The 18,682-nt window shown below is 71.1% G+C and carries 15 protein-coding genes; 2 read left to right on the forward strand and 13 right to left on the reverse strand.

Annotated features, from left to right (window positions below):
- Positions 1-49: 49 nt before the first annotated feature.
- From FJ091_12750 to FJ091_12765, 4 genes are all read right to left on the reverse strand, one after another.
- Positions 50-2,218 (reverse strand): bifunctional (p)ppGpp synthetase/guanosine-3',5'-bis(diphosphate) 3'-pyrophosphohydrolase, encoded by a 2,169-nt coding sequence (locus tag FJ091_12750; protein ID MBM4384218.1) that lies wholly within the window; start codon positions 2,216-2,218, stop codon positions 50-52.
- A 430-nt stretch (positions 2,219-2,648) separates the two neighbouring features.
- The gene (gene gmk / locus FJ091_12755; GenBank protein MBM4384219.1) at positions 2,649-3,293 is read right to left on the reverse strand and encodes a guanylate kinase; all 645 of its coding nucleotides are present in this window, start codon (positions 3,291-3,293) and stop codon (positions 2,649-2,651) included.
- Positions 3,290-3,559, reverse strand: coding sequence for a DUF370 domain-containing protein (locus FJ091_12760; GenBank protein MBM4384220.1), 270 nt, complete (start codon positions 3,557-3,559; stop codon positions 3,290-3,292). The genes gmk and FJ091_12760 overlap by 4 nt, the downstream gene beginning before the upstream one ends.
- Before the next feature lie 4 nt (positions 3,560-3,563).
- Positions 3,564-4,439 carry a YicC family protein gene (locus FJ091_12765; protein MBM4384221.1) on the reverse strand — a complete coding sequence of 292 codons (876 nt, stop codon included), beginning with the start codon at positions 4,437-4,439 and terminating at the stop codon, positions 3,564-3,566.
- Between the two features lie 413 nt (positions 4,440-4,852).
- Between FJ091_12765 and FJ091_12770 the strand changes: the two genes are divergently transcribed.
- Positions 4,853-5,965 (forward strand): LptF/LptG family permease, encoded by a 1,113-nt coding sequence (locus FJ091_12770; protein ID MBM4384222.1) that lies wholly within the window; start codon positions 4,853-4,855, stop codon positions 5,963-5,965.
- Positions 5,962-6,768, forward strand: coding sequence for a hypothetical protein (locus FJ091_12775; GenBank protein MBM4384223.1), 807 nt, complete (start codon positions 5,962-5,964; stop codon positions 6,766-6,768). The genes FJ091_12770 and FJ091_12775 overlap by 4 nt, the downstream gene beginning before the upstream one ends.
- 40 nt (positions 6,769-6,808) lie before the next feature.
- Here the strand turns inward: FJ091_12775 and FJ091_12780 are convergent, their stop codons facing one another.
- From FJ091_12780 to bamA, 9 genes are all read right to left on the reverse strand, one after another.
- Complete coding sequence (locus FJ091_12780) at positions 6,809-7,909, reverse strand: hypothetical protein (protein MBM4384224.1); 1,101 nt, start codon at positions 7,907-7,909, stop codon at positions 6,809-6,811.
- Between the two features lie 136 nt (positions 7,910-8,045).
- Positions 8,046-9,095, reverse strand: a complete 1,050-nt coding sequence (gene lpxK / locus FJ091_12785) for a tetraacyldisaccharide 4'-kinase (GenBank protein MBM4384225.1) — start codon at positions 9,093-9,095, stop codon at positions 8,046-8,048.
- On the reverse strand, positions 9,092-10,336 hold the full coding sequence (locus FJ091_12790) for a 3-deoxy-D-manno-octulosonic acid transferase (protein MBM4384226.1): 1,245 nt from the start codon (positions 10,334-10,336) through the stop codon (positions 9,092-9,094). The genes lpxK and FJ091_12790 overlap by 4 nt, the downstream gene beginning before the upstream one ends.
- A gap of 1 nt (position 10,337) precedes the next feature.
- Positions 10,338-11,486, reverse strand: a complete 1,149-nt coding sequence (gene lpxB / locus FJ091_12795; GenBank protein ID MBM4384227.1) for a lipid-A-disaccharide synthase — start codon at positions 11,484-11,486, stop codon at positions 10,338-10,340.
- Entirely contained in the window at positions 11,486-12,436 is a 951-nt protein-coding gene (locus tag FJ091_12800) for a Gfo/Idh/MocA family oxidoreductase (GenBank protein MBM4384228.1), read from the reverse strand. The genes lpxB and FJ091_12800 overlap by 1 nt, the downstream gene beginning before the upstream one ends.
- Complete coding sequence (gene lpxI / locus FJ091_12805; protein MBM4384229.1) at positions 12,433-13,278, reverse strand: UDP-2,3-diacylglucosamine diphosphatase LpxI; 846 nt, start codon at positions 13,276-13,278, stop codon at positions 12,433-12,435. The genes FJ091_12800 and lpxI overlap by 4 nt, the downstream gene beginning before the upstream one ends.
- 332 nt (positions 13,279-13,610) lie before the next feature.
- Complete coding sequence (lpxA, locus tag FJ091_12810; protein ID MBM4384230.1) at positions 13,611-14,387, reverse strand: acyl-ACP--UDP-N-acetylglucosamine O-acyltransferase; 777 nt, start codon at positions 14,385-14,387, stop codon at positions 13,611-13,613.
- Positions 14,388-14,394: 7 nt separating this feature from the next.
- Positions 14,395-14,922, reverse strand: coding sequence for an OmpH family outer membrane protein (locus tag FJ091_12815; GenBank protein ID MBM4384231.1), 528 nt, complete (start codon positions 14,920-14,922; stop codon positions 14,395-14,397).
- A 36-nt stretch (positions 14,923-14,958) separates the two neighbouring features.
- The gene (bamA, locus tag FJ091_12820) at positions 14,959-18,312 is read right to left on the reverse strand and encodes an outer membrane protein assembly factor BamA (protein ID MBM4384232.1); all 3,354 of its coding nucleotides are present in this window, start codon (positions 18,310-18,312) and stop codon (positions 14,959-14,961) included.
- Between the last annotated feature and the right edge of the window lie 370 nt (positions 18,313-18,682).

Genomic DNA, 18,682 nt, shown 5'->3' on the forward strand with positions numbered 1-18,682 from the left:
GCCGGCTGCGACGATCCGTGCGAGGCCCGAACGTCGGGGCGCCTTCCGGTCAGCTCCGAACGCGCTCCACCGACGTCACGCCCTTCACCTTCGCGAGCTCCTTCATCAGCGCAGCGAGCGCGCCCGCGTCGGTCACCCACAGGTCGAACGCATGCGTGGCGGTGCGGTCGTCGTGCGTCGTCACCTGCGCGCCGCCGATGTTCACGCTCGCGGCGGCGATCACCTTGGTGAGCTTCGCGAGCAGGCCCTGCTCGTCGCGCGTGCGCACGCGCACGCTCACCTGGCGCGGCACGCCCGCATCCATGTCCCACTCGACCTCGATCTTGCGGCTCGGGTCGAGCGCATAGGCCTCGCGGCAATCGCGCGTGTGCACGGTGACGCCGCGGCCGATCGTGACGAAGCCGACGATCTCGTCGCCGGGAATCGGCGAGCAACACTGCGCCATGCGCACGAGCACGTCGCTGTGCCCGTTCACGCGGATGCCGGTGCCGGTCGGCTTCTCTTTGCGACCGAACACGGAGCGCAGCCGGCTCACGGTGTCGGCCGCGGGCGCCGTCTCGGGCGCCGCCTCTTCGCCGCGCCAGTCGGGCCGCAGGTGCTTCACGACGTCGCCCGCGTCGACGCGCCCGTAGTGAATCGCCGCGAACAAGTCCTCGACCACGCCCTTGGCGTGCTTCGCCGCGAGATCGTCCAGCTTCCCGTCTTCGAGCGTGCGCGCGAGCGAGATGCCCGCGCGGCGCAGCGCCTTGTCGAGCACGCCGCGGCCGATCTCGCGAGCGCGCGCGTTCTCTTCCTCGCGCACGGCGTGGCGAATGCGGCTGCGCGCCTTGCCCGAGATCGCGAACTCGAGCCAGTCCTTCTTCGGGCGCTGCTGCGCGCTCGTGAGAATTTCCACCGTGTCGCCGCTCGCGAGCTCGTAGTGGAGCGGTCGCTGCATGCCGTTCACGCGCGCGCCGGTGCAGCGATCGCCGACCTGGCTGTGCACGGCGTAGGCGAAGTCGATCGCGGTCGAGCCCGTCGGCAGATTGAACACGTCGCCCTTCGGCGTGAACACGAACACTTCGTCGGGGAAGAGGTCGACCTTCACCACGTCGAGGAACTCGTGCGGATCGGCGAGCTCGCCCTGGCGCTCTAACAACTGGCGCAGCCACACGAACTTCTGGTCGTCGCGCGCGTCGCCGCTCGCGCCCTTGTAGCGCCAGTGCGCCGCGATCCCGAGCTCCGCGAGCTCGTGCATCGCCCGCGTGCGGATCTGCACCTCCATGCGCTCGCCGTAGGGGCCGATCACCGTGGTGTGCAGCGATTGGTATCCGTTCGGCTTCGGCAGCGCGACGTAGTCCTTGAAGCGCCCGGGCACCGGCGGCCAGATCGCGTGGACGAGGCCGAGCGCGTGGTAGACGGCGCCGTGGTCCGCATCCAGGATGATCCGGAATGCGATCACGTCGTAGATCTTCTCGAGCTTGACGCCCTGCTTCTCCATCTTCGCGTGAATCGAGGAGAGCTCTTTCACGCGTCCGGCGACGTCGGCCGCGAGGCCCGCGGCATCGAGCTTCGCCTGCAGGATCGCCCTCACCTCGGCGACGTAGCCTTCGCGCTCGACCTTGCGCGCCGTAACGACTCGCTCGAGCTCGGCGGCGGCATCGGCGTGCAGCGTCTTGAAGGCGTGCTCCTCCAGCTCGCGCTTCATCCAGTAGATGCCGAGGCGGTGCGCCAGCGGCACGTAGATGTCGAGCGTCTCCTGGGCGACGCGGCGCGCCTTGTCCTCGGCGAGAAAGCTCACCGTGCGCATGTTGTGCAAGCGGTCGACGAGCTTGATCAGCAGGATGCGGATGTCCTTCGACATCGCGACGAGCATCTTGCGGAAATTCTCGGCCTGGCGTTCGCGGACCGAGGTGAACTCGACCTTCGCGATCTTGGTGAGGCCATCGACGAGGTACGCGACTTCCTCGCCGAACAGCTGCTTGATCTCGTCGAGCGTGGCGAGGGTGTCCTCGACCGTGTCGTGCAGCAGGCCCGCGGCGATCGTCACCGCGTCCATGCGCATGTCGACGAGAATGCCGGCGACCTCGATGGGATGAATCAGGTAGGGCTCGCCGGAGTGGCGCTTCTGGTCCTTGTGCACCTTTGCGGTGAAGACGTAGGCGCGCTGCAGCAACTCGAGGTCGGACTCGGGCGCGTATTCGAGCACGCGATCCGCGATGTCGTTGAAGCGCAGCACGCGATCAGAGGCCTCCGCGAAAGGTCAACGTAGCGGGGTGAGATGTTGGGATGAACCCTGCGTGCTCTTCGGCGCGCCGCCTTCGGTGCCCTGAGGAGTGGTTGCTCTTCGCCGGCTCCGCGCCTTGCCGGGCGGGCCGGGGGCTGCTGCGCGGGATGGCTCGCTGCGGGCTTGCCGGTTGAAGGTGACTACGGGGCGCCTGGCTGAGGGACTCAGGCTTTTCCCGCCGGCATTCTCGCGCCCTTCGCTTGCGCTTGATTCCCGCTCCGCAGCCCCCGGCCCGCCCGGCAAGGCGCTCCTCGCGTTCGGAGGAGCGATGTCTTGTTGGTTGGGCGGGCGACACCTCCGCGGCGTTGAGCCGCGTCGGCGTCGTTGCGCGCGGCCTGCCCGGGCGCGCACTTCTGGGAGTGCGCGTTGAGTGGCTCGCTTGTTAGGACGGGATCGGCAGTACGTGCGCGATGCGCGCGAGCGTCACGTCACGGGCCCAGCGTTGCTTGGTGCTCGCGGTGTCGCCGCGGCGTTCGGCTTCGATGATGTCGCGTACGGCGCACACGGCGTCTTCGATGTCGGCGTTGACGACGGCGTAGTCGAAGATGCTCACGGCGCGCAGCTCGTCTTCGACGGCGGCGAGGCGGCGGGCGATGGCTTCGGGCGAGTCGGTGCCGCGGCCGCGCAGGCGGCGCTCGAGCTCGGCGCGCGAGGGCGGGAGCAGGAAGATGAAGCGCGCTTCGCGGCGGCGCGCGCGCAGCTGGCGGGCGCCCTGCACTTCCACTTCCAGCAACAAGTCGCGGCCCTGCGCGAGCGGCGCGTCGAGGGAGCCGAAGCTCGTGCCGTAGAGGTTGCCGGCGTACTCGGCCCACTCGACGAACTCGCCGGCGGCGACGAGGCGCTCGAACTCGGGGCGCGAGGTGAAGAAGTAGTCGCGGCCGTTCACCTCGCCGGCGCGCATGGCGCGCGTGGTGTGCGAGATCGAGAACTCGACGCCGCCGTCTTCGGCGACGACGCGGCGGCACACCGTGGTCTTGCCCGTGCCCGACGGCGCCGACACCACGAACGGAATTCCGGCGCGCGTCACACGAGGCCCTCTTCGCCGCTCTCGAGCCGCGCGGAGACGGTCTCGGGGTTCACCGCCGACATCACGACGTGGCCGCTGTCCATCACGAGGATCGAGCGCGTGCGCCGCCCTTGCGTCGCGTCGACGAGCCGGCCGCGCTGCTCCGCGTCGTCGCGCAAGCGACGGCTCGCGGCCGACTGCGAGGACACGACGGCGACGACGCGCTGGCGCACGACCACGTTGCCGTAGCCGACGTTGAGAAGTTTCTGCTCCTTGCCGTCCGTCACGCACCTACTCGACGTTCTGCACTTGCTCGCGGATGCGATCGATCTCGGTCTTGAGGTCGACCACGCGCTGCGCGAGCGGCGCGTCGCCAGCCTTCGCGCCGAGCGTGTTCGCCTCGCGCACGAGCTCCTGCGTGAGGAAATCGAGGCGGCGCCCCACCGGTTCGTCGCTCGCGAGGGCCGACTCGACTTGATCCGCATGGCTCGCGAGCCGTGCGAGCTCCTCCGCGACGTCCAGCCGCTCGGCCGCGAGCGCCACCTCGTGGTAGAGCCGCGCTTCGTCGAGCAGGCCCGTCTCGGCGCGCAGCTGCTCCGCGCGCACTCGCAGCTTCTCCCTCACCGCGCGCTGCACCTCGCCCGCCCGCGCGCCGAGCTCGCTCGTCAAAGCGCGCACGTTCGCGAGCCGCGCCGCGAGCTCGCGCGCGAGCGCTGCACCCTCGGCCGCGCGCATCGCGAGCGCTGCATCGGCTGCGCGCCCGGCCGCGTCGAGCAGCGGGCTCGCCGCATCCTCCTCGCGCGCCTGCGCTTCCACCGCGCGCACGACTCCCGGCATCGCGAGCAGCTCCGCCACCGACACGCGATCGATCACGCCCGATTCGCGCGACAGCTCACGCGAGAGCGCGAGGTACTTCTGCACGAGCGCGCGATCCACCTCGAGCTCCGCACGCGGCGCGCCCAGCGCCGGCGCCACGCTCAGCTCCACCTTCCCGCGCGAGAACCGCGCCGACAGCACCTTCCGCACCTCAGGCTCGAGCGCCGAGAGATTCCGCGGCAGCCGCACGGCGAGATCGAGATTGCGCTGATTCACCGAACGCACCTCGACCGCAAACATCGCCCCGCCCACCTCAAACGAAGCGCGCCCGAAACCGGTCATGGACCTCATGGTGGCGCGCACTCTAAGGGCACTTCCCGCAGCCTGCCGTGCGTTTTCTCCACGCCCCCCCCGCTCGACCCCGAGACTCCGCCTCGCAGCGCGCTCCGCCCGCCGCCTCGACCGCCAGCACCGATCTGCATTCGACTCCAAGCAAGCCCCTCCGCTTCTTCAACGCGGCAAACCACCGAGCCGGCGACACGCGCGCAACCACCTCCGCGCATTGCCACGCCCTCAACCCAGTCAGAACAACCTCGAAGTCGAACGCTCCCACCAAGCGAGTCGGCCGAGACCGCAAGCGAAGCGCGCAGCAGACGGCGAGTCTTCGAGCCGGATGCGAAGTAAACAAGGAGAGAAGCGCGCGTAGGAAACGTCGCGCCAACGCCCAGAAGGAACGCAACATCAAAACCCCCCTAACAATCTGGTTGCTAGTCGCGCGCCCGATCGCCGCCTACGCGGCGATCGGCTTTGTCGCCTTCGGCGGCGTCTTCGTGCTGCAGAACCTGCTGCGCCAGCTCGAGGACTTGTTGGGACTCGGAGTGAAGGTCGTGGACGCGCTGGCGTTGTTCGGCACCGTCGCGCTGTTTCTCGCGGGCTACGTGCTGCCGATCGCACTGCTGTTCGGCGTACTCGCTGCGCTCGGGCAGCTCGCCGCCAGCAACGAGGTGAAGGCGCTGCGCGCGCACGGCGTCTCGCTCGCGCAGCTCGCGGCGCCGGTGTTCGCTCTCGCGCTCGCGGTGAGCTTCGCGACGTGGCGGCTGCTCGGCGACGAGGAGCCGGAGGCGCGCAGGCGGCTCGTCGAGATCGCCGCAAACGTGGCCGGCCGCGGCGGTTTGATTCAGCCCGGCGAGCTGAGCCCGCTCGACCGCGACGGCGCGCGGCTCGTGCTGGTCGACGGGCGCGATGCGAATGGCCGGCTCAGCGGCGTCTTCATCTCGGATCGCACGGACCCCGCGCGCCCGTTCGTCGTGACCGCGCGCGAGGGTGAGTTCGGACTCGATGCGCAGACGCGAACGGCGCACCTGCGCCTGCGCGAGGGCGAGATCCAGCTCGAGAGTCCGCAGGTGGATCGCGCACGCACCCAGCGCATCGCATTCCACGGCCTCGACTATGCCTTCGACGTGGACACGGTAAAGGCGCTCTCGAAGCAGCTGCGACCACGCGAGATGAGCGAGCGCGAGCTGCGCGACGCGCTCGCGCACGTGGCGCGCACGGGCGCGTCACCGCCCGGCACGAAGCGCGCGAGCGCGGCGGAGTACGAGATTCAGCTGCACCGGCGCCTCGCCCTTCCGCTCGCGCCGCTCGTGCTCGCCGCGCTCGCGATTCCGCTCGCGCTCGGGCAAGCGCGCGCGGGCCGCTCGCGCGGCGCGCTGCTCTGCGCGCTCACGACGGTGGCCTACTACGTCGCGCTCTCGGGCGCCGAGTACCTCGCGAAGAAGTCCCTCGCGCCGGCGGCGCTCGCGCTGTGGCTGCCGAACGCGCTGTTCGGCGCGGCGGCGCTCGCGCTGCTGTGGCGCGCGCGCCGAGGGGATGCGTGACCGCGCCCGTCGGCTTCGTGCGGGAAGAGGCGAGCGGCGCCGTCACGCTCGTGCGCAGCGACCTCGCCGAGGGCGCGCGTGCGCTCGGCCTGTTCGAGGCGGATGCGCTCGAACGAATCGCACGCGGCGGATCCCGCGTCGCGGGCGGGCGCGGCGGAGTGACGCTCGTCGCGTGGCCGGGACTCGATCGCGAAGTCGTCGCGCGCACGCTGCGCCGCGGCGGGTTGTTGGGTCCCGTGCTCGGCGGCGCGCAGGCGAGCGCGCAGCGCGTGCTGCGCGAGCTGCGCGTGACGAGCGAGCTGTTCGCCGCGGGTGCACCAGTGGCGCGGCCCGCATTCGCGCTCGCGCGGAGGCGGCGCGTCTTCTGGGAGTGCGCGATAGGCACCGAGCGCGTGGCCGGCCGCGAGCTCGCGCAGGAAGTGCTTGGCCCCGCGCGCGCGAGTGCACTGCTCGCGACCGCGGTTGCCGTTCGCACCTTCCACGATCGCGGCGGGCGCCACGCCGACCTCAACGCCACGAACGTGCTCGTGCGAGAGAGGAGCGGCGCCTTCGCCGTCACGCTGCTCGACCTCGATCGCGCGCGCATCGCGGCGCCCGTGCCGGCCCCGCGCCGCATGCGCGAGATCGCGCGCCTTTGGCGTTCGCTCGCGAAGCGCGGCGCCCCGCTTGGGGTGCCCGAGCGCGACGCGTTCCTACGCGAGTACAGCGCCGGCGACGACGCGCTGCTGCGCGCGCTCCGCGCGGCAGCGCGCCGCGAGCAGCTGCGCAGCGCACTCCACGCGTGGCGCTATCCGCGGCGCTGACGCCCGTCCCAGCGAGCGTCGGATGCGCGCCGTGCTCCAGCTACTTCGCGACGTCTCCCGGCCCTGTCAGCCCGAGCCTCGGGAAGGCGCCGAAGAAGCCGTGCTCGTAGAGGCCGTAACCCACGCGCCCGCCGTACTCGAAACGGCCGACTTGGTCGACGACGCCGTACTGCCCGATCGGCACGACCTCGTCGTGCTTGCGTTCGACGCCCTGCACGACGAGCGGCCCCTGATACATGCCGTGGCGCCAGTCCGCGTCCATGCCGTAGCCGGTCCCCACGCTCACCATGCACGGCAGGATCGGCGTGCACGTCACCTCGAACCCGCCGCCCGGGGCGTGTGGAAACGCGACGCGCGAGCTCCGTAACAAGCGCGTGCCGGGCGTGAACTCGTGGCGCCACTCCGGCCGCCCGAGGTGATCCGCGGGCCGCGCGGGATCGCTCCACACGCGCACGCCCTCTTCGAGCTCGCGCTCGCCACTCGCGGTCTCCTGACAGATGTAGAGGATCGAGTGGTCGGCGAACTGCATCGGGAAGTAGTTCCACATCCCGCCCATCGCCATCTCGCCTTGGCGAATGCCCGGATGCTCGGGCTCGCCCACCGGCCGAACGCCCCACGAGCGATCGCGCGTGCCCCACCAGCGGTCGCGCGTCACGGCGATTTTCTCGCCGGCGACGGTGAGCGTGCCCGCCCAGGTGCCCGTCTGCGCGAAGCGCGAGGTGTCGAACAGCACGCGGCCCTGGCGGCGCACGAAATGGCGCGGCTCCTGCCATGCCGGGATCGAGCCTTCCCACGTGACGTCGAACGAGATCGCGTGCTCGGTCGGCTCCAGCACGAAGCGCAGCTTCTTCAGCGGCTCCAGCACTTCCAGCCGAAACGGGCCCACGCGCAGGTCGCTGCGGTCGCCGAGCGCTCGCGACGCACGCACCACGCGATGATGCGCGCCGCGCCTAACCACCGCGAAGGCGTCCTGCGTCCCGAGGTTCGGGTAGACGCCGAGGCCCATCACCATGAACAGCTCGTCGGACGAGCCGTGCAAGTTGAAGTAGTAGCGGTCGTAGAAGTTGCGATCGCTGGTCGCGACCAGGCGAACCGGCTCGGAGGTTTGGTGGATGGGGAAGTCGTCCCAAGCGGAGATCATGTGGGCGTGCTCCAATGAAGAACGCGAACGCTAGCTGCGCATGCGGGGCGTAATGCAAGAAGCCACTCGAGTACCGAGTCCCTACGAACCGCCGAAGGCGGATCTCGAGCAAGCGCAAGAGAGGGGGCGTGCTCCGCTAGAGCCGCGTCTCCAGCCACGCGAGGAACACCTCGTGCTTCGCGGCCGCGACGTCTTCGGCGAGCACGCGCAGGTCGGCGCCGCGCAGCCGGGCGGGATCGAGCTTCACCGCGTCCTTCTCGCTCGTGACCCAGAGCGGCGCGTCATGCGCGAGGCCCGCGACATCGCGCTCCTCGTAGCGGTGGTGATCGGCGAACACGCGCTCGGCGACGACGCGCGCACCTAACAGCTCGGCGCTCTCGCGCAGCGCACGCGGGTGCGCGAGCGCGGAGAGCACGCCCACCTCGCGGCCTGCCAGCCACGCGGGCGGCTCGCTCGCGCGCGCGCCGTCCAGCGCGCGCAGCTCGCGCGGTTCGCGCTGCACCGCGAAGCGCGCGGCTTTCGGCGCGTAACGCGCGAGCAACGCTTCGTCGCGCGCGCGAAGCCGCGGCGCGAGCACGGCGTGCGCGCGCGAGAGCGCCGCGAGCGGCTCGCGCAGCGGGCCGCGCGGCAGCACGGCCGCGCTGCCGAAGCCGTGCGCCGAAAACGCGACGAGATCGACGTCGCGCGCGAGCGCGTGGTGCTGGAAGGCGTCGTCGAGCACGAGCACGTCGGCGCGAAACTCCTCGATCGCGCGCTGACCTGCGAGCGCGCGTGCGCGGGCGACGAGGACGGGCACACCCGGTGCGAGCCGCGCGAGCAGCAGCGCCTCGTCGCCGACGACGCTCGCGGGCTCGAGCGCGCGCGCGCCGTCGCTCGCGACGTGCACGCGCTCGCGCGGCGTGCCGCCGTAGCCGCGGCTCGCGAGCGTGACGCGGCGACCGCGCGCGTGCAGCTGCGCGGCGATCCAGGCCGCGAGTGGCGTCTTCCCGCTGCCCCCCACGACGAGGCTGCCCACGCTCACGACCTTGCACGCGAGGCGCGTCTGCTCGGCAAAGCCGCGTGCGTACGCCGAGCGATGCAGCGCCGCCCCGGCTCCGTAACACCACGACAGGGCCGTGAGCGGAGCGAGCGCGAGTTGCTCCCCGAGCGAAGGCTCGCGCGCGTCGAACCAGCCGGGGCGCTTCATGCTGCGCCGCGCACGCGATCGAGCAGCGCGAGCGTGCGCTCGAGCGCGCCGCGGTTCGCGAGGGTCGCAGCGCGGCCGGCGGCGCCCCGCGCGCTCGCGCGCGCGGGATCGCGCAGCGCGCCCACCACGGCGCGCGCGAGATCGGCGGCGTCGAGCACGCGCTCGGCTCCGCCGCAGGCCCCTAACAGCTCTGCCGCCTCGCGCGCGTTCGCGACGTGCGGGCCGTGCAGCACGAGGCGCCCGTGCTGCGCGGGCTCCAGCAGGTTGTGCCCACCCGGGCCCGGCGCGAGAGAGCCGCCCACGAACGCGACGTCGGCGCGCGCCCACAGCGCCGCGAGCTCGCCGAGCGTGTCGAGCACGAGCACTTCGCCCGCGCGCAGCGGCGCACCTTCGCCCGCGCTGCGCGTGCGAACGCGCCGGCCGCGCGCGAGCGCGAGCACTTCGCCCGCGCGCGCGACGTCGCGCGGGGCGAGCACGAGCGCGGCGCGCAGGCCCGCTGCCTCCGTGGCGGCGAGCGCGGCGAGCGCGGCTTCCTCTTCGCCCGCGTGTGTGCTGCCCGCTACGATCAGCGGCACGTCGCCGAGCCGCGCCGCGAGGTCGGGCGCGATCAGCGCGGGCGCCGGATCGGGCTCGAGCTTGAGGTCACCCGTCACGGACACTCGGGAAGGCTCGGCGCCGAGCGCGGCGAAGCGCTCGGCATCGCGCTCGCTGCGCGCGCCGATCGCGTCGATGCGCGCGAGCGTGCGCGCGAGGAGAAAACGCGCGCGGCGGTAGCGCGGAAAGCTGCGCTCCGAGATGCGCGCCGACACGAGCGCCACACGCACGCCGCGCGCGTGTGCGCGCGCGATCCAGCTCGGCCACAGCTCCGTCTCGACGAGCACGAGCAGCTCGGGACCGACCCGCGCGAGCGCGCGCTCGGCGCACCACGGATGATCGAGCGGCGCGAGGCCCGCGACGGCGTCAGGCGCGAGTGCGCGCCATTGCGCGCGGCCGGCGAGCGTCGTCGCGGACGCCGCCGCGGCCTCGCCGCGCTGCGCCAGAGCGCGTGCGATGCGCGCGCCGACGCGCGCCTCGCCCACGCTCGCGCCGTGAATCCAGATCGCTCGCCCGCGCGCGGGATGCGCGCCGAGGCGCTCCGACATGCCGGTGCGCCAGGCGGGCCGCAACGAGCACGCCAGCGCGAGCGGCGGCGCGAGCGCGAGCGCGCTGAGTGCGGCGCCAGCGTGGGTGAGCGCGTTCACGTCAGCGCCTCGCGGCGAGCTCGAGCATGAGCTCGGCCACGCGCTGCGCCGCGCCGCCGCCGCCGAGCGCCGCGCGCACGCGCGCGAGGCCCGCGAGCTGCTCGTCGCGCGCGGGGCCCGCGAGCAGCCCGCGCAATGCCGCGGCCACGCGCTGCGAGTCCGCCTCGTGCTGCACGAGCTCGGGAACGACTTCGCGCTCCGCGATGAGATTCGGCATCGCCCAGTAGCGCGTGCTCACGAGGCGGCGAACCAGCTGCCACGTGAGCTCGGGCACGCGCGCCGTCACGACCTGCGGCGTTCCGAGCAGCGCGGCTTCGAGCGTGGTGGTGCCGGGCTTCGCGAGCACCGCGTCGGCGGCGCGCATCAGCACGTGGGCGCGGTCCGCCACGATGCGCAGCTCCATCAGCTGCGGCAGGCGCAGCGCCGCGAGCGCGCGCTCGACCTCCTCGCGCGCGAGCGAGGGCGCAGCGGCGAGCGCGAACGCGACGCGCTGATCTTGCGCGTGCAGCGCGCGCGCGGCGTCGACGTGCAGCCCGAGGTTGTTACGGAGCTCGTTGCGCCGGCTGCCGGGGAAGAGCGCGACGAGCGAGCGCTCCGCGTCGAGGCCGAGCGCTGCGCGGCACTCTGCGCGCGTGCGCGCCGCGAGCGGCGCGAGGCGGTCCACCAGCGGGTGGCCGACGAACTCGGCGCGCAGCGGCGTCCCTGCGTACACGGCGAGCTCGAAGGGGAAGATCGCCGCGAGCAAGTCGGCGCGCGCCGCGATCTTGCGCACGCGTCCGCGCCGCCACGCCCACAGCTGTGGGCTGATGAACCAGAGCACGCGCAGACCGAGCCGCTTGGCGCGCTTCGCGAGCGGCATGTTGAAGTCGGGCGAGTCGACGAGCATCACCACGTCGGGCCGCTCCTCGGCGAGCGCGCGCGTCATGCGCGCCCACGCGCGCCGCACGCGGCCGAGATCCCCCAACACTTCGACGAGTCCGCCGATCGCGAGCTCGGCCTGCGGCACGAGGATGCGCGCGCCCGCCTTCTCGAGCGCGGAACCACCGAGCGCGGCGACGTCGAGGCCCGCGGCGCGCGTGCGCAGCGCGTCGACGACTGCCGCGGCGTGCAGCTCGCCGGACGCGTCGCCGGCGCTCACGAGCAGTCGCATCACGCCACCGGCGGCATCGACTCGGCGATGCGCAGCGCGGTGCGCAGGGCGGCGAGGCCTTCGTCGCCGCCGCCCGCGAGCGGCCGGCGCTCGCGCACGCCCTGCACGAACGCGCGCAGCTGCTGCCCGAGCGCGTCGGCCTCGTCGATCGTGATCTTTTCGAACGAGACTTTGCGCTCGCCGCTCGCGCTCGCGGCGCCGCGCTGGCCGATCGTGACGCTCGGCTCGAGGAAGTCGATCGCGAAGTAGCCGTCGTGCTGGAAGAAGCGCAGCTTGCGCATCGGCCGCTGCGAGACGCGGCTCGCGGTGAGCGTCGCGACGCAGCCGTCGGCGAAAGTGAGCCGCGCATTCGCGATGTCGGCGCGCTCGGTCAGCACGGGCACGCCGAGCGCCTCGATGCGCACGGGCTCGGCCCCGACCAGACGCTGCACGATGTCGACATCGTGAATCATCAGGTCGAGCACCACGTCGATGTCGAGCGAGCGGGCGGGGAACGGGCTCAGGCGGTGGCCCTCGAAGAAGCGCGGCTTCGATGCGCGCGCCGCGACGGTGCGCATCGCCGCGTTGAACCACTCGAGGTGACCGACTTGCAGCACGCGTTCGCGCTGCCGCGCGAGCGCGACGAGCGCTTCGGCTTCGGCAAGCGTGGTGGCGATTGGCTTCTCGACGAGCACGTCGAGCCCCGCCTCGAGCGCCTGCGCAACGAGCTCCGCGTGCGCCGCCGTCGGCACCGCGACGATCGCGGCATCCGCGCGCGCGAAGGCTTCGCGCGCGCTCGTCGTCGCGAACGCGCCCGTGCGCGCGGCGGCCGCCTGCGCGCGGTCGAGGTGGCGGTCGGCGACGGCGGCGAGCGCGACGCTCGCGTCCTCGCGCGCGAGCGCCGCCACCTTCTCGGCGTGGAAGCGGCCCATGTGCCCCACGCCCACCACCGCGATGCGCATCGTCTTCACACGCGCGCCTCGCTCTCGCACACGCCAACCACCGCGACGCCGGCGCGCTCCGCCTCTGCCGCGAGCTCGGCGCGCCCCAAGAGCAGCGTGCGCCTCGCCTCGACCGCGAGCGTGCCGCCGCCGCCCGCGGCGAGCGCGCGCACCGTGTCCGGCCCGACCGCCGGCACGTCGAAGCGCGCGTCCTGCGCGGGCTTCGACACCTTCACGACGCACACGGGCTTGCCGCGCTCCGCGAAGGTGAGCCCGCGCGCGATCGCCGCGTCCGTGCCCTCGATCGCTTCGAGCGCGAGCACCGCGCGGCTCTGCACCACCACGCTCTGGCCCACGTCGAGACCGCCGAGCGCACGCGCAATGGGAAACCCGAACGCGACGTCGCCCCACTCCGCATCGCTCGGCGCGCGGCCGGCAATGTGGCCCGGCGGCGCGACCAGCTCCGGCGCCACCTCGAGCTGACTCGCGAGCGCAAAGCCCTCTACCGAGAGCAGCTGCGCGATCGCCCCCAGCAGCGAGTCGTCCGCGCGATCCTTCAGCGACGCGAGCATCGCCAGCGCCTTCGCATCCGGCTTCACCAGCTCGCGCCGCTGCCAGATGAACGCCTTCGGCACCTTCCCGGCCAGCACCACCTCGCGCGCCCCGCTGCGCGCCAGCGTCTCGAGCATCCGCGCAAACTCGCCGAGATGCAGCCACTCGCACGCATCCACATCGCGCTCGATCTCGTGCGCCGCGAGCCCCTCCAAGGCCACCGCGCCCACGCGCCGCCCGCTCCCACGAACGCTGCGCGCAAGCAACACCGGCAACGCCCCCGCGCCCGCGATCAACGCAAGCGGCAACGCCTCAGCCACGGCGACAGCACCAAGCCATGGCCGCGCACTCTACTCCGCGCGAGGCGGCTCAGTGGCCGCACCGAGGACACGCATGGCCGCGCCGGCAACGCGCAGGGACGACCTCGAAGTCGAACGCGACTGCCAAGCGGGTCGGCCGAGGCCGCAAGCGAAGCGCGCAGCGAGCCGAAGGCGAGCGAAGTAAACGGGGAAGATTCGCCGACGCGCTCCCGAGGTCGCGTTTGCCTAAGTGCATCGCCGCGCGTCGGCGAAGCGCGCAGCAGCGGGCGAGTCTTCGAGCCCGATGCGAAGCAAACAAGGAAAGTGGTGGCCGCCTCGGCGCCGCGGAACGCCTACCGACTCACGCCCCTCTCCGACGCCTCGAAAAACCTCACCAAGCGCGCCACCTCGCCGCTGGCGAAGCCAGCGGCGCGCACGCGCTCGAGCGCGGGCTCGAGTCGCAGCTTGCTGAAGAAGAGGATGTGGTACGCGCGCTTCAGCTCGTCGCGCACGCGCTTGTCGAAGCCGCGCCGGCGCAGGCCCACCACGTTGAGGCCGCGCAGCGTTGCGCGATCGCCCGCAACCAGCGAGAACGGCGGCGCGTCGAGCGTCACGCCCGAGAGCGCCGCCACCATCGCGGACTCACCGATGCGCGCGTACTGATGCACGCCCGAGAGGCCGCCGATGTTCGCGTGATCCTCGACCACGACGTGGCCCGCGATCGCGACGTGGCTCGCCACGATGATGTGCGAGCCGATCTGCGCGTCATGCCCGATGTGGGCGCCGTTCATGATCAGGTTGTCGTCGCCGATCTGTGTGCGCCCACGCCCGCGCAGCGTGCCGACGTGAATGCTCGAGTGCTCGCGAATCACGTTGTCGGCGCCGATCGTGAGCGCCGTGGACTCGCCCGAGAACGACTTGTCCTGCGGCTCCTCGCCGAGCACGACGAACGGGAACACGCGCGTGCGCGGCCCGATCGTCGTGTGCCCCGCCACGTGCACGTGAGAGACGAGCTCCACACCGGGCCCGAGCTCGACCTCAGGCCCGACCGTGCAGTACGGCCCGATCGCGGCGTCGTCGGCGAGCTTCGCCCGCCGATCTACCACCGCACTCGGGTGGATGCGTGTCACACGAGGGCTACTTGGCGGCGTTGAAGCGCGACACCACCAGGTCCGTGATGTCGTGCTGCTCGCGGGTGTACAGGAGCACCTGGCGCACCTGGCGCTCCATGATCAGCGTGTAGCCCTGCTCCTTGCCCACGTTCGCGATCACCGTGTTGAGCTTCTCTTCGAGCGGCCCGATCAAGCGCGCCTGGTCGATCTTCAGCTGGCCCTCGAGCTCCTTGCCCTTGTTCTCGTACTGATTGCGGAGACCGAGCAGCTTCGCCTGCATCTCGCGCAGCGCGTCCTGCGAGAGCACGAACTTCTTCGCCTCGATCTCCTTCTGCAGCGCTTCCATCTGATCGACGAGCGGCTTGAGTTGACCTTCGGCGGCCGTCGTCTTGCCTTTCAGCTCGGCGAACACCTTCTTGCCCGACTCGGTCGAGAACAGCGCCTTCTCGCGGTCGACGAAGCCGATCTTCACTTCCTGCGCCGCGGCGGCGAGCGGCACCAGCAACATCGAGAGCGCCACGAGCGCCGCGATGCGGGAGGTCAGAAACTTCATTGCGAATGCTCCTTCCGGGGATCTAGAGGTCGCGGCTCAGAAGCCCTGACCGCCGACCGAGAACTCGAACACCATCGACTTGTCCACCACGGTCTTGTCGAGCGGGAATCCGAGGAACAGCTGCAAGGGGCCGAAGGGTGAGAACCAAAGCACGCCGGCGCCAGCCCCGAAGCGCCAGAGTCCGGTGTCCCACATGTCTTCGTCTTCTGCGAACGCGTTGCCGGCGTCCACGAAGGCGATGCCGATCAGGCCGAACTCTTCGCTGATCGGGAACCGATACTCGACGGTCGTCGTGAAGAATTTATTCCCGCCGATGATGTCGGTCTCTTTGAGGTCTTCGAAGTCGGAAAGCTTGCGGTCGTAGATGGAGTTACAGCGACCGTTGCCGTTGCCGAATCCCGCTTCCCAGTACGCGTTGCTGTTTCCGTCTGCGGGGATGTTGTCGGTGCAGCCGACGGTGCCGGTCGCGAGGTCCACGCGGTAGCCGCGCGGGCGGTAGAGGTTCTCCTCGACCGCCGGGAAGGGATTGTTCGGATCGAGATTTTCGAGGCGGACGACCGGCACCAGCTCCGCGCGCCGCGGACCGATGTCGCGCGCCTTGAAGCCGCGCAGCTGGTACTGGCCGATGCCGCCGACGAAGTAGCGCTCGCTGATCGGCAGCTCGAGGTTGCGGTCGATGAACTGAAGCGAGCGCACTTCGGGGCTCAGATCGTCGTTGCCCCGGCCGTCGCCGCGCACGTCCACGGCGGGCAGATCGAAATCGCCGAGATTGTTCAGCGGATAAGCGAGGCCGAAGCGTCCGCCGACCACCCACACGCCGCGCTCAGCCGAGGGCAGCCAGTCCGGCAGCCAGCGCGGGTTGCGCTTGTAGACGGCGGCGCTGCCTTCCACGCGCGCGAACTTCGAGAAGCCGCCGAGGCCCGCGAAGTCGAGGCCGAGGTCCGCGACGCGACCGGCGCTCGGGGTGATCCGGTCGTTGCGGGTGTCGTAGCGGACCGAGAGCCCGAGCAGGCTCGTGACCTGGCTCTTGGTCGCCACCTCGCGCTGAATCAGCGATGCGGAGTCCTGAATCTGCGTGCTGAAGATGCCGCTTCGTTCGATCTCGCGGTTCGCAAAGCTGTAACGCAGGAACGCGCGCGCGGTGCCGTTCTCGTTGAGGAAGTGGCTCGTGACGAGCTCACCGCCGTACTGGTCGAGATCGAAGCCGGGGTAATCGAGGGCGGTGCGGAAGAGCTGGCCGGAGAGGCCCCAGTTGCTGCCCAAGAAGTACGAGTCGCCGAGCGTGAGGAAGAAGCGGTTCGTGCGGCCGCCTACGTCCGCGACGACCGATCCCTGATAACCGCGGCCGAACAGGTTCGACTGCGACACCGAGCCCGACACGATGAAGCCGTCGCGCGACGAGTAGCCCGCGCCGAACGAGAGCGAGCCCGTCGGCTTCTCCACGACTTTCACGCCGAGATCCATCTGGTCGGGGTAGTCGGTGTTGACCGGCGCGATCTCCACCTCTTCGAAGAAGCCCAGCCGCTCGAGGCGCGCCTTCGAGATGTCGACGGCCGCGGCGGAGTAGAGCTCGCCCTCGACGATCATCAGCTCGCGGCGCACGACCGGGTCGATCGTGGTCTTGTTGCCGGTGATGTCGATCTCGCGCAGGAACGAGAGCGAGCCCTTCTTCACGTCGTACGCGACGTCGATCGTCTTCTCTTCCGGATGCACGCGGGTCTGGGGCTCGACCTTGGCGTTGAAGAAGCCGCGGTCGGAGTAGTTGTGCTCGAGGCGCTCGCGATCGTCGTCGAGCAGGCTGCGCGAGAACACCTGCCCTTCCTTTAGCTGCAGCGCCTGGCGCAGCAGCTCCTTGTCGATCGTCTCGTCGCCCTGCATGTCGATCGCGCCGACCTTGAACTGGTCGCCCTCGCGCACGCGCACCGTGACGACGAGGCCCTTCTTCGTCGCCTCGACCTCGGGATCGCCGATCTCGGCCTGGATGTACCCGTTGTCGAGGTACTTCTCGCTGACCGTCTTCAGGTCCTGCTCTAAAATCGGCTCGGAGTAGCGGCCGGACTTGTCGAAGTAGGTCCACAGGATCGTGAACCACTTCCACTCCTTGGTCTTGAACTTCTCCATCAGCTCTTCGTCGCTGAAGGCCTTGTTCCCGACGAAACGAATCTTCTCGAGCTTCGACTTCTCGCCTTCCTCGACGACGAAGTGCACTGCCACGGCGTCGGCAGGCAGCTGCTCGATCTCGAACTTCACGTCGGCGAGGTAGAAGCCCTCGGCGCGGTAGAGGCCCTGAATGCGCTGCACGTTCTCGGTGAGCAGCGGGTAGTCGAGCGTCGAGCCCGTGGTCAGCGTGAGGTTGTCCTTGATCTTGTCGCTGTCGACTTCGTCGTTGCCGGTGACGGAGACCTGCCGAACGATGGGGTTCTCTTCGACCGCGAACGTGATCGCGACGCCGCCGGCCACCTCGTCCTGCAGCACGCGCACGTTCTTGAAGAAGCCGAGCGAGTAGATCTCGCGGACATCGCGCGCGAGGCGCGCCGCGCTGAGCTGCCCGTTCACGGCGGTGGTGATGCGCGCGCGGATCGCGGCTTCCTCGATGCGGCGGTTACCGCGCACGCGCACCTCGGCGACGCGCGAGCCGGCGGTCGCCTGCTGCTCGCCACCCGGGACGATGCGGGCGATCTCGACGACGCGGAACACGATGTCGATGCCGCGCTCGCTCTGGCTCGACTCGACCGTGGCAGTCGCGAAGCCAGGCTGCCGCCCGAGCAGCTCCGCGTCGGCGCGCGCGACGTCGCCGTCGAACGGCTCGCCGACCTGGGTCTCGATCAGCGCCTTCGCGGCGAGCTCGTCCGGGACGCCCTCGATCTCGATGCTCGCGACGCGCGGCCGCGCGGCGCGCCCGCCCACCACCTCGGCGATCTGGAGCGCGAGGTCGCCGATGCGGTCGAGCAGCTGATCGTCGCCGCTCGCTGCGGCGTCGAGCGTGGTCGCCGCGCCGCCCGCGGCGGGCGCCACGCGTAGGTCGAGGCTGTACTGCCCAGCGAGCTCGGTCAGGCTGCCCGTGATCACGAAGCGCGCACCGCGCTCGAGCGCGATCGCGCGCAGGCCGGGCTCGGAGCCCGTCGCGTTCTTGTACGGGTCGGTCGCGGCGTCGCGCTCCAGCACGTCGACCGCGCCGGTCGCTTCGAGGCGGGTCGTGAGCAGATCCGCGAGCGAGGCTTCGAGGTACCCGAGCTGGCGCGCGCTGTGCACCTGGAACGGGAGCACGATCACGCGCGCGCTCGGCTCGCGCGCCGGCTGCGCGGCGACCGGCAGCGCGGCGACCAAGAATGCGAGCGCCGCCGCGAGGGCGCGCGTCAGCAGGGGATGGACATGGCGCTCGGCACCCAACGTGGGCCGTCCTCCTGTGTTGGGTCCGGAAAGCTCAGCAAGCAAGGCGCGCAGCGAGGCGGAGTGCCCGAAGCCGAGCGGAGTCGAACAGTGGCTCGGACGCACGATACGTCGTCGCTGTCCGGTGCTCGCGCATCCTGAGGCGTCTCCTACTTCGAGTCTCGGACCCCGCAGCCAGCGGGGCGGTTTTGTTTGGCAGAAAAATCTGAGCCGCGGAGGTCCAACCCAGGGCCGAGCGAGACGTCACTCATCTCGCACGCGAATCGAAGCCCACGGCGCGGCCGGCCCCGAAGCGGCGCGCACTCTAACCGGGTGGGTTTTCGCGAGCAATCGGAATCGCGAGAGAATTCGGGGCGTTAGCGCGTGCGGA

This window comes from Deltaproteobacteria bacterium, assembly GCA_016875395.1.
Classification (GTDB): domain Bacteria; phylum Myxococcota_A; class UBA9160; order UBA9160; family UBA6930; genus VGRF01.

What these genes read in the sequence shown, in the direction of transcription:
- lpxK (MBM4384225.1), bottom strand. Translation starts at nt 9,095, where the DNA reads ATGAAGCGCCCCGGCTGGTTCGACGCGCGCGAGCCTTCGCTCGGGGAG.
- FJ091_12765 (MBM4384221.1), bottom strand. Translation starts at nt 4,439, where the DNA reads ATGAGGTCCATGACCGGTTTCGGGCGCGCTTCGTTTGAGGTGGGCGGG.
- FJ091_12780 (MBM4384224.1), bottom strand. Translation starts at nt 7,909, where the DNA reads ATGATCTCCGCTTGGGACGACTTCCCCATCCACCAAACCTCCGAGCCG.
- lpxB (MBM4384227.1), bottom strand. Translation starts at nt 11,486, where the DNA reads ATGCGACTGCTCGTGAGCGCCGGCGACGCGTCCGGCGAGCTGCACGCC.
- FJ091_12815 (MBM4384231.1), bottom strand. Translation starts at nt 14,922, where the DNA reads ATGAAGTTTCTGACCTCCCGCATCGCGGCGCTCGTGGCGCTCTCGATG.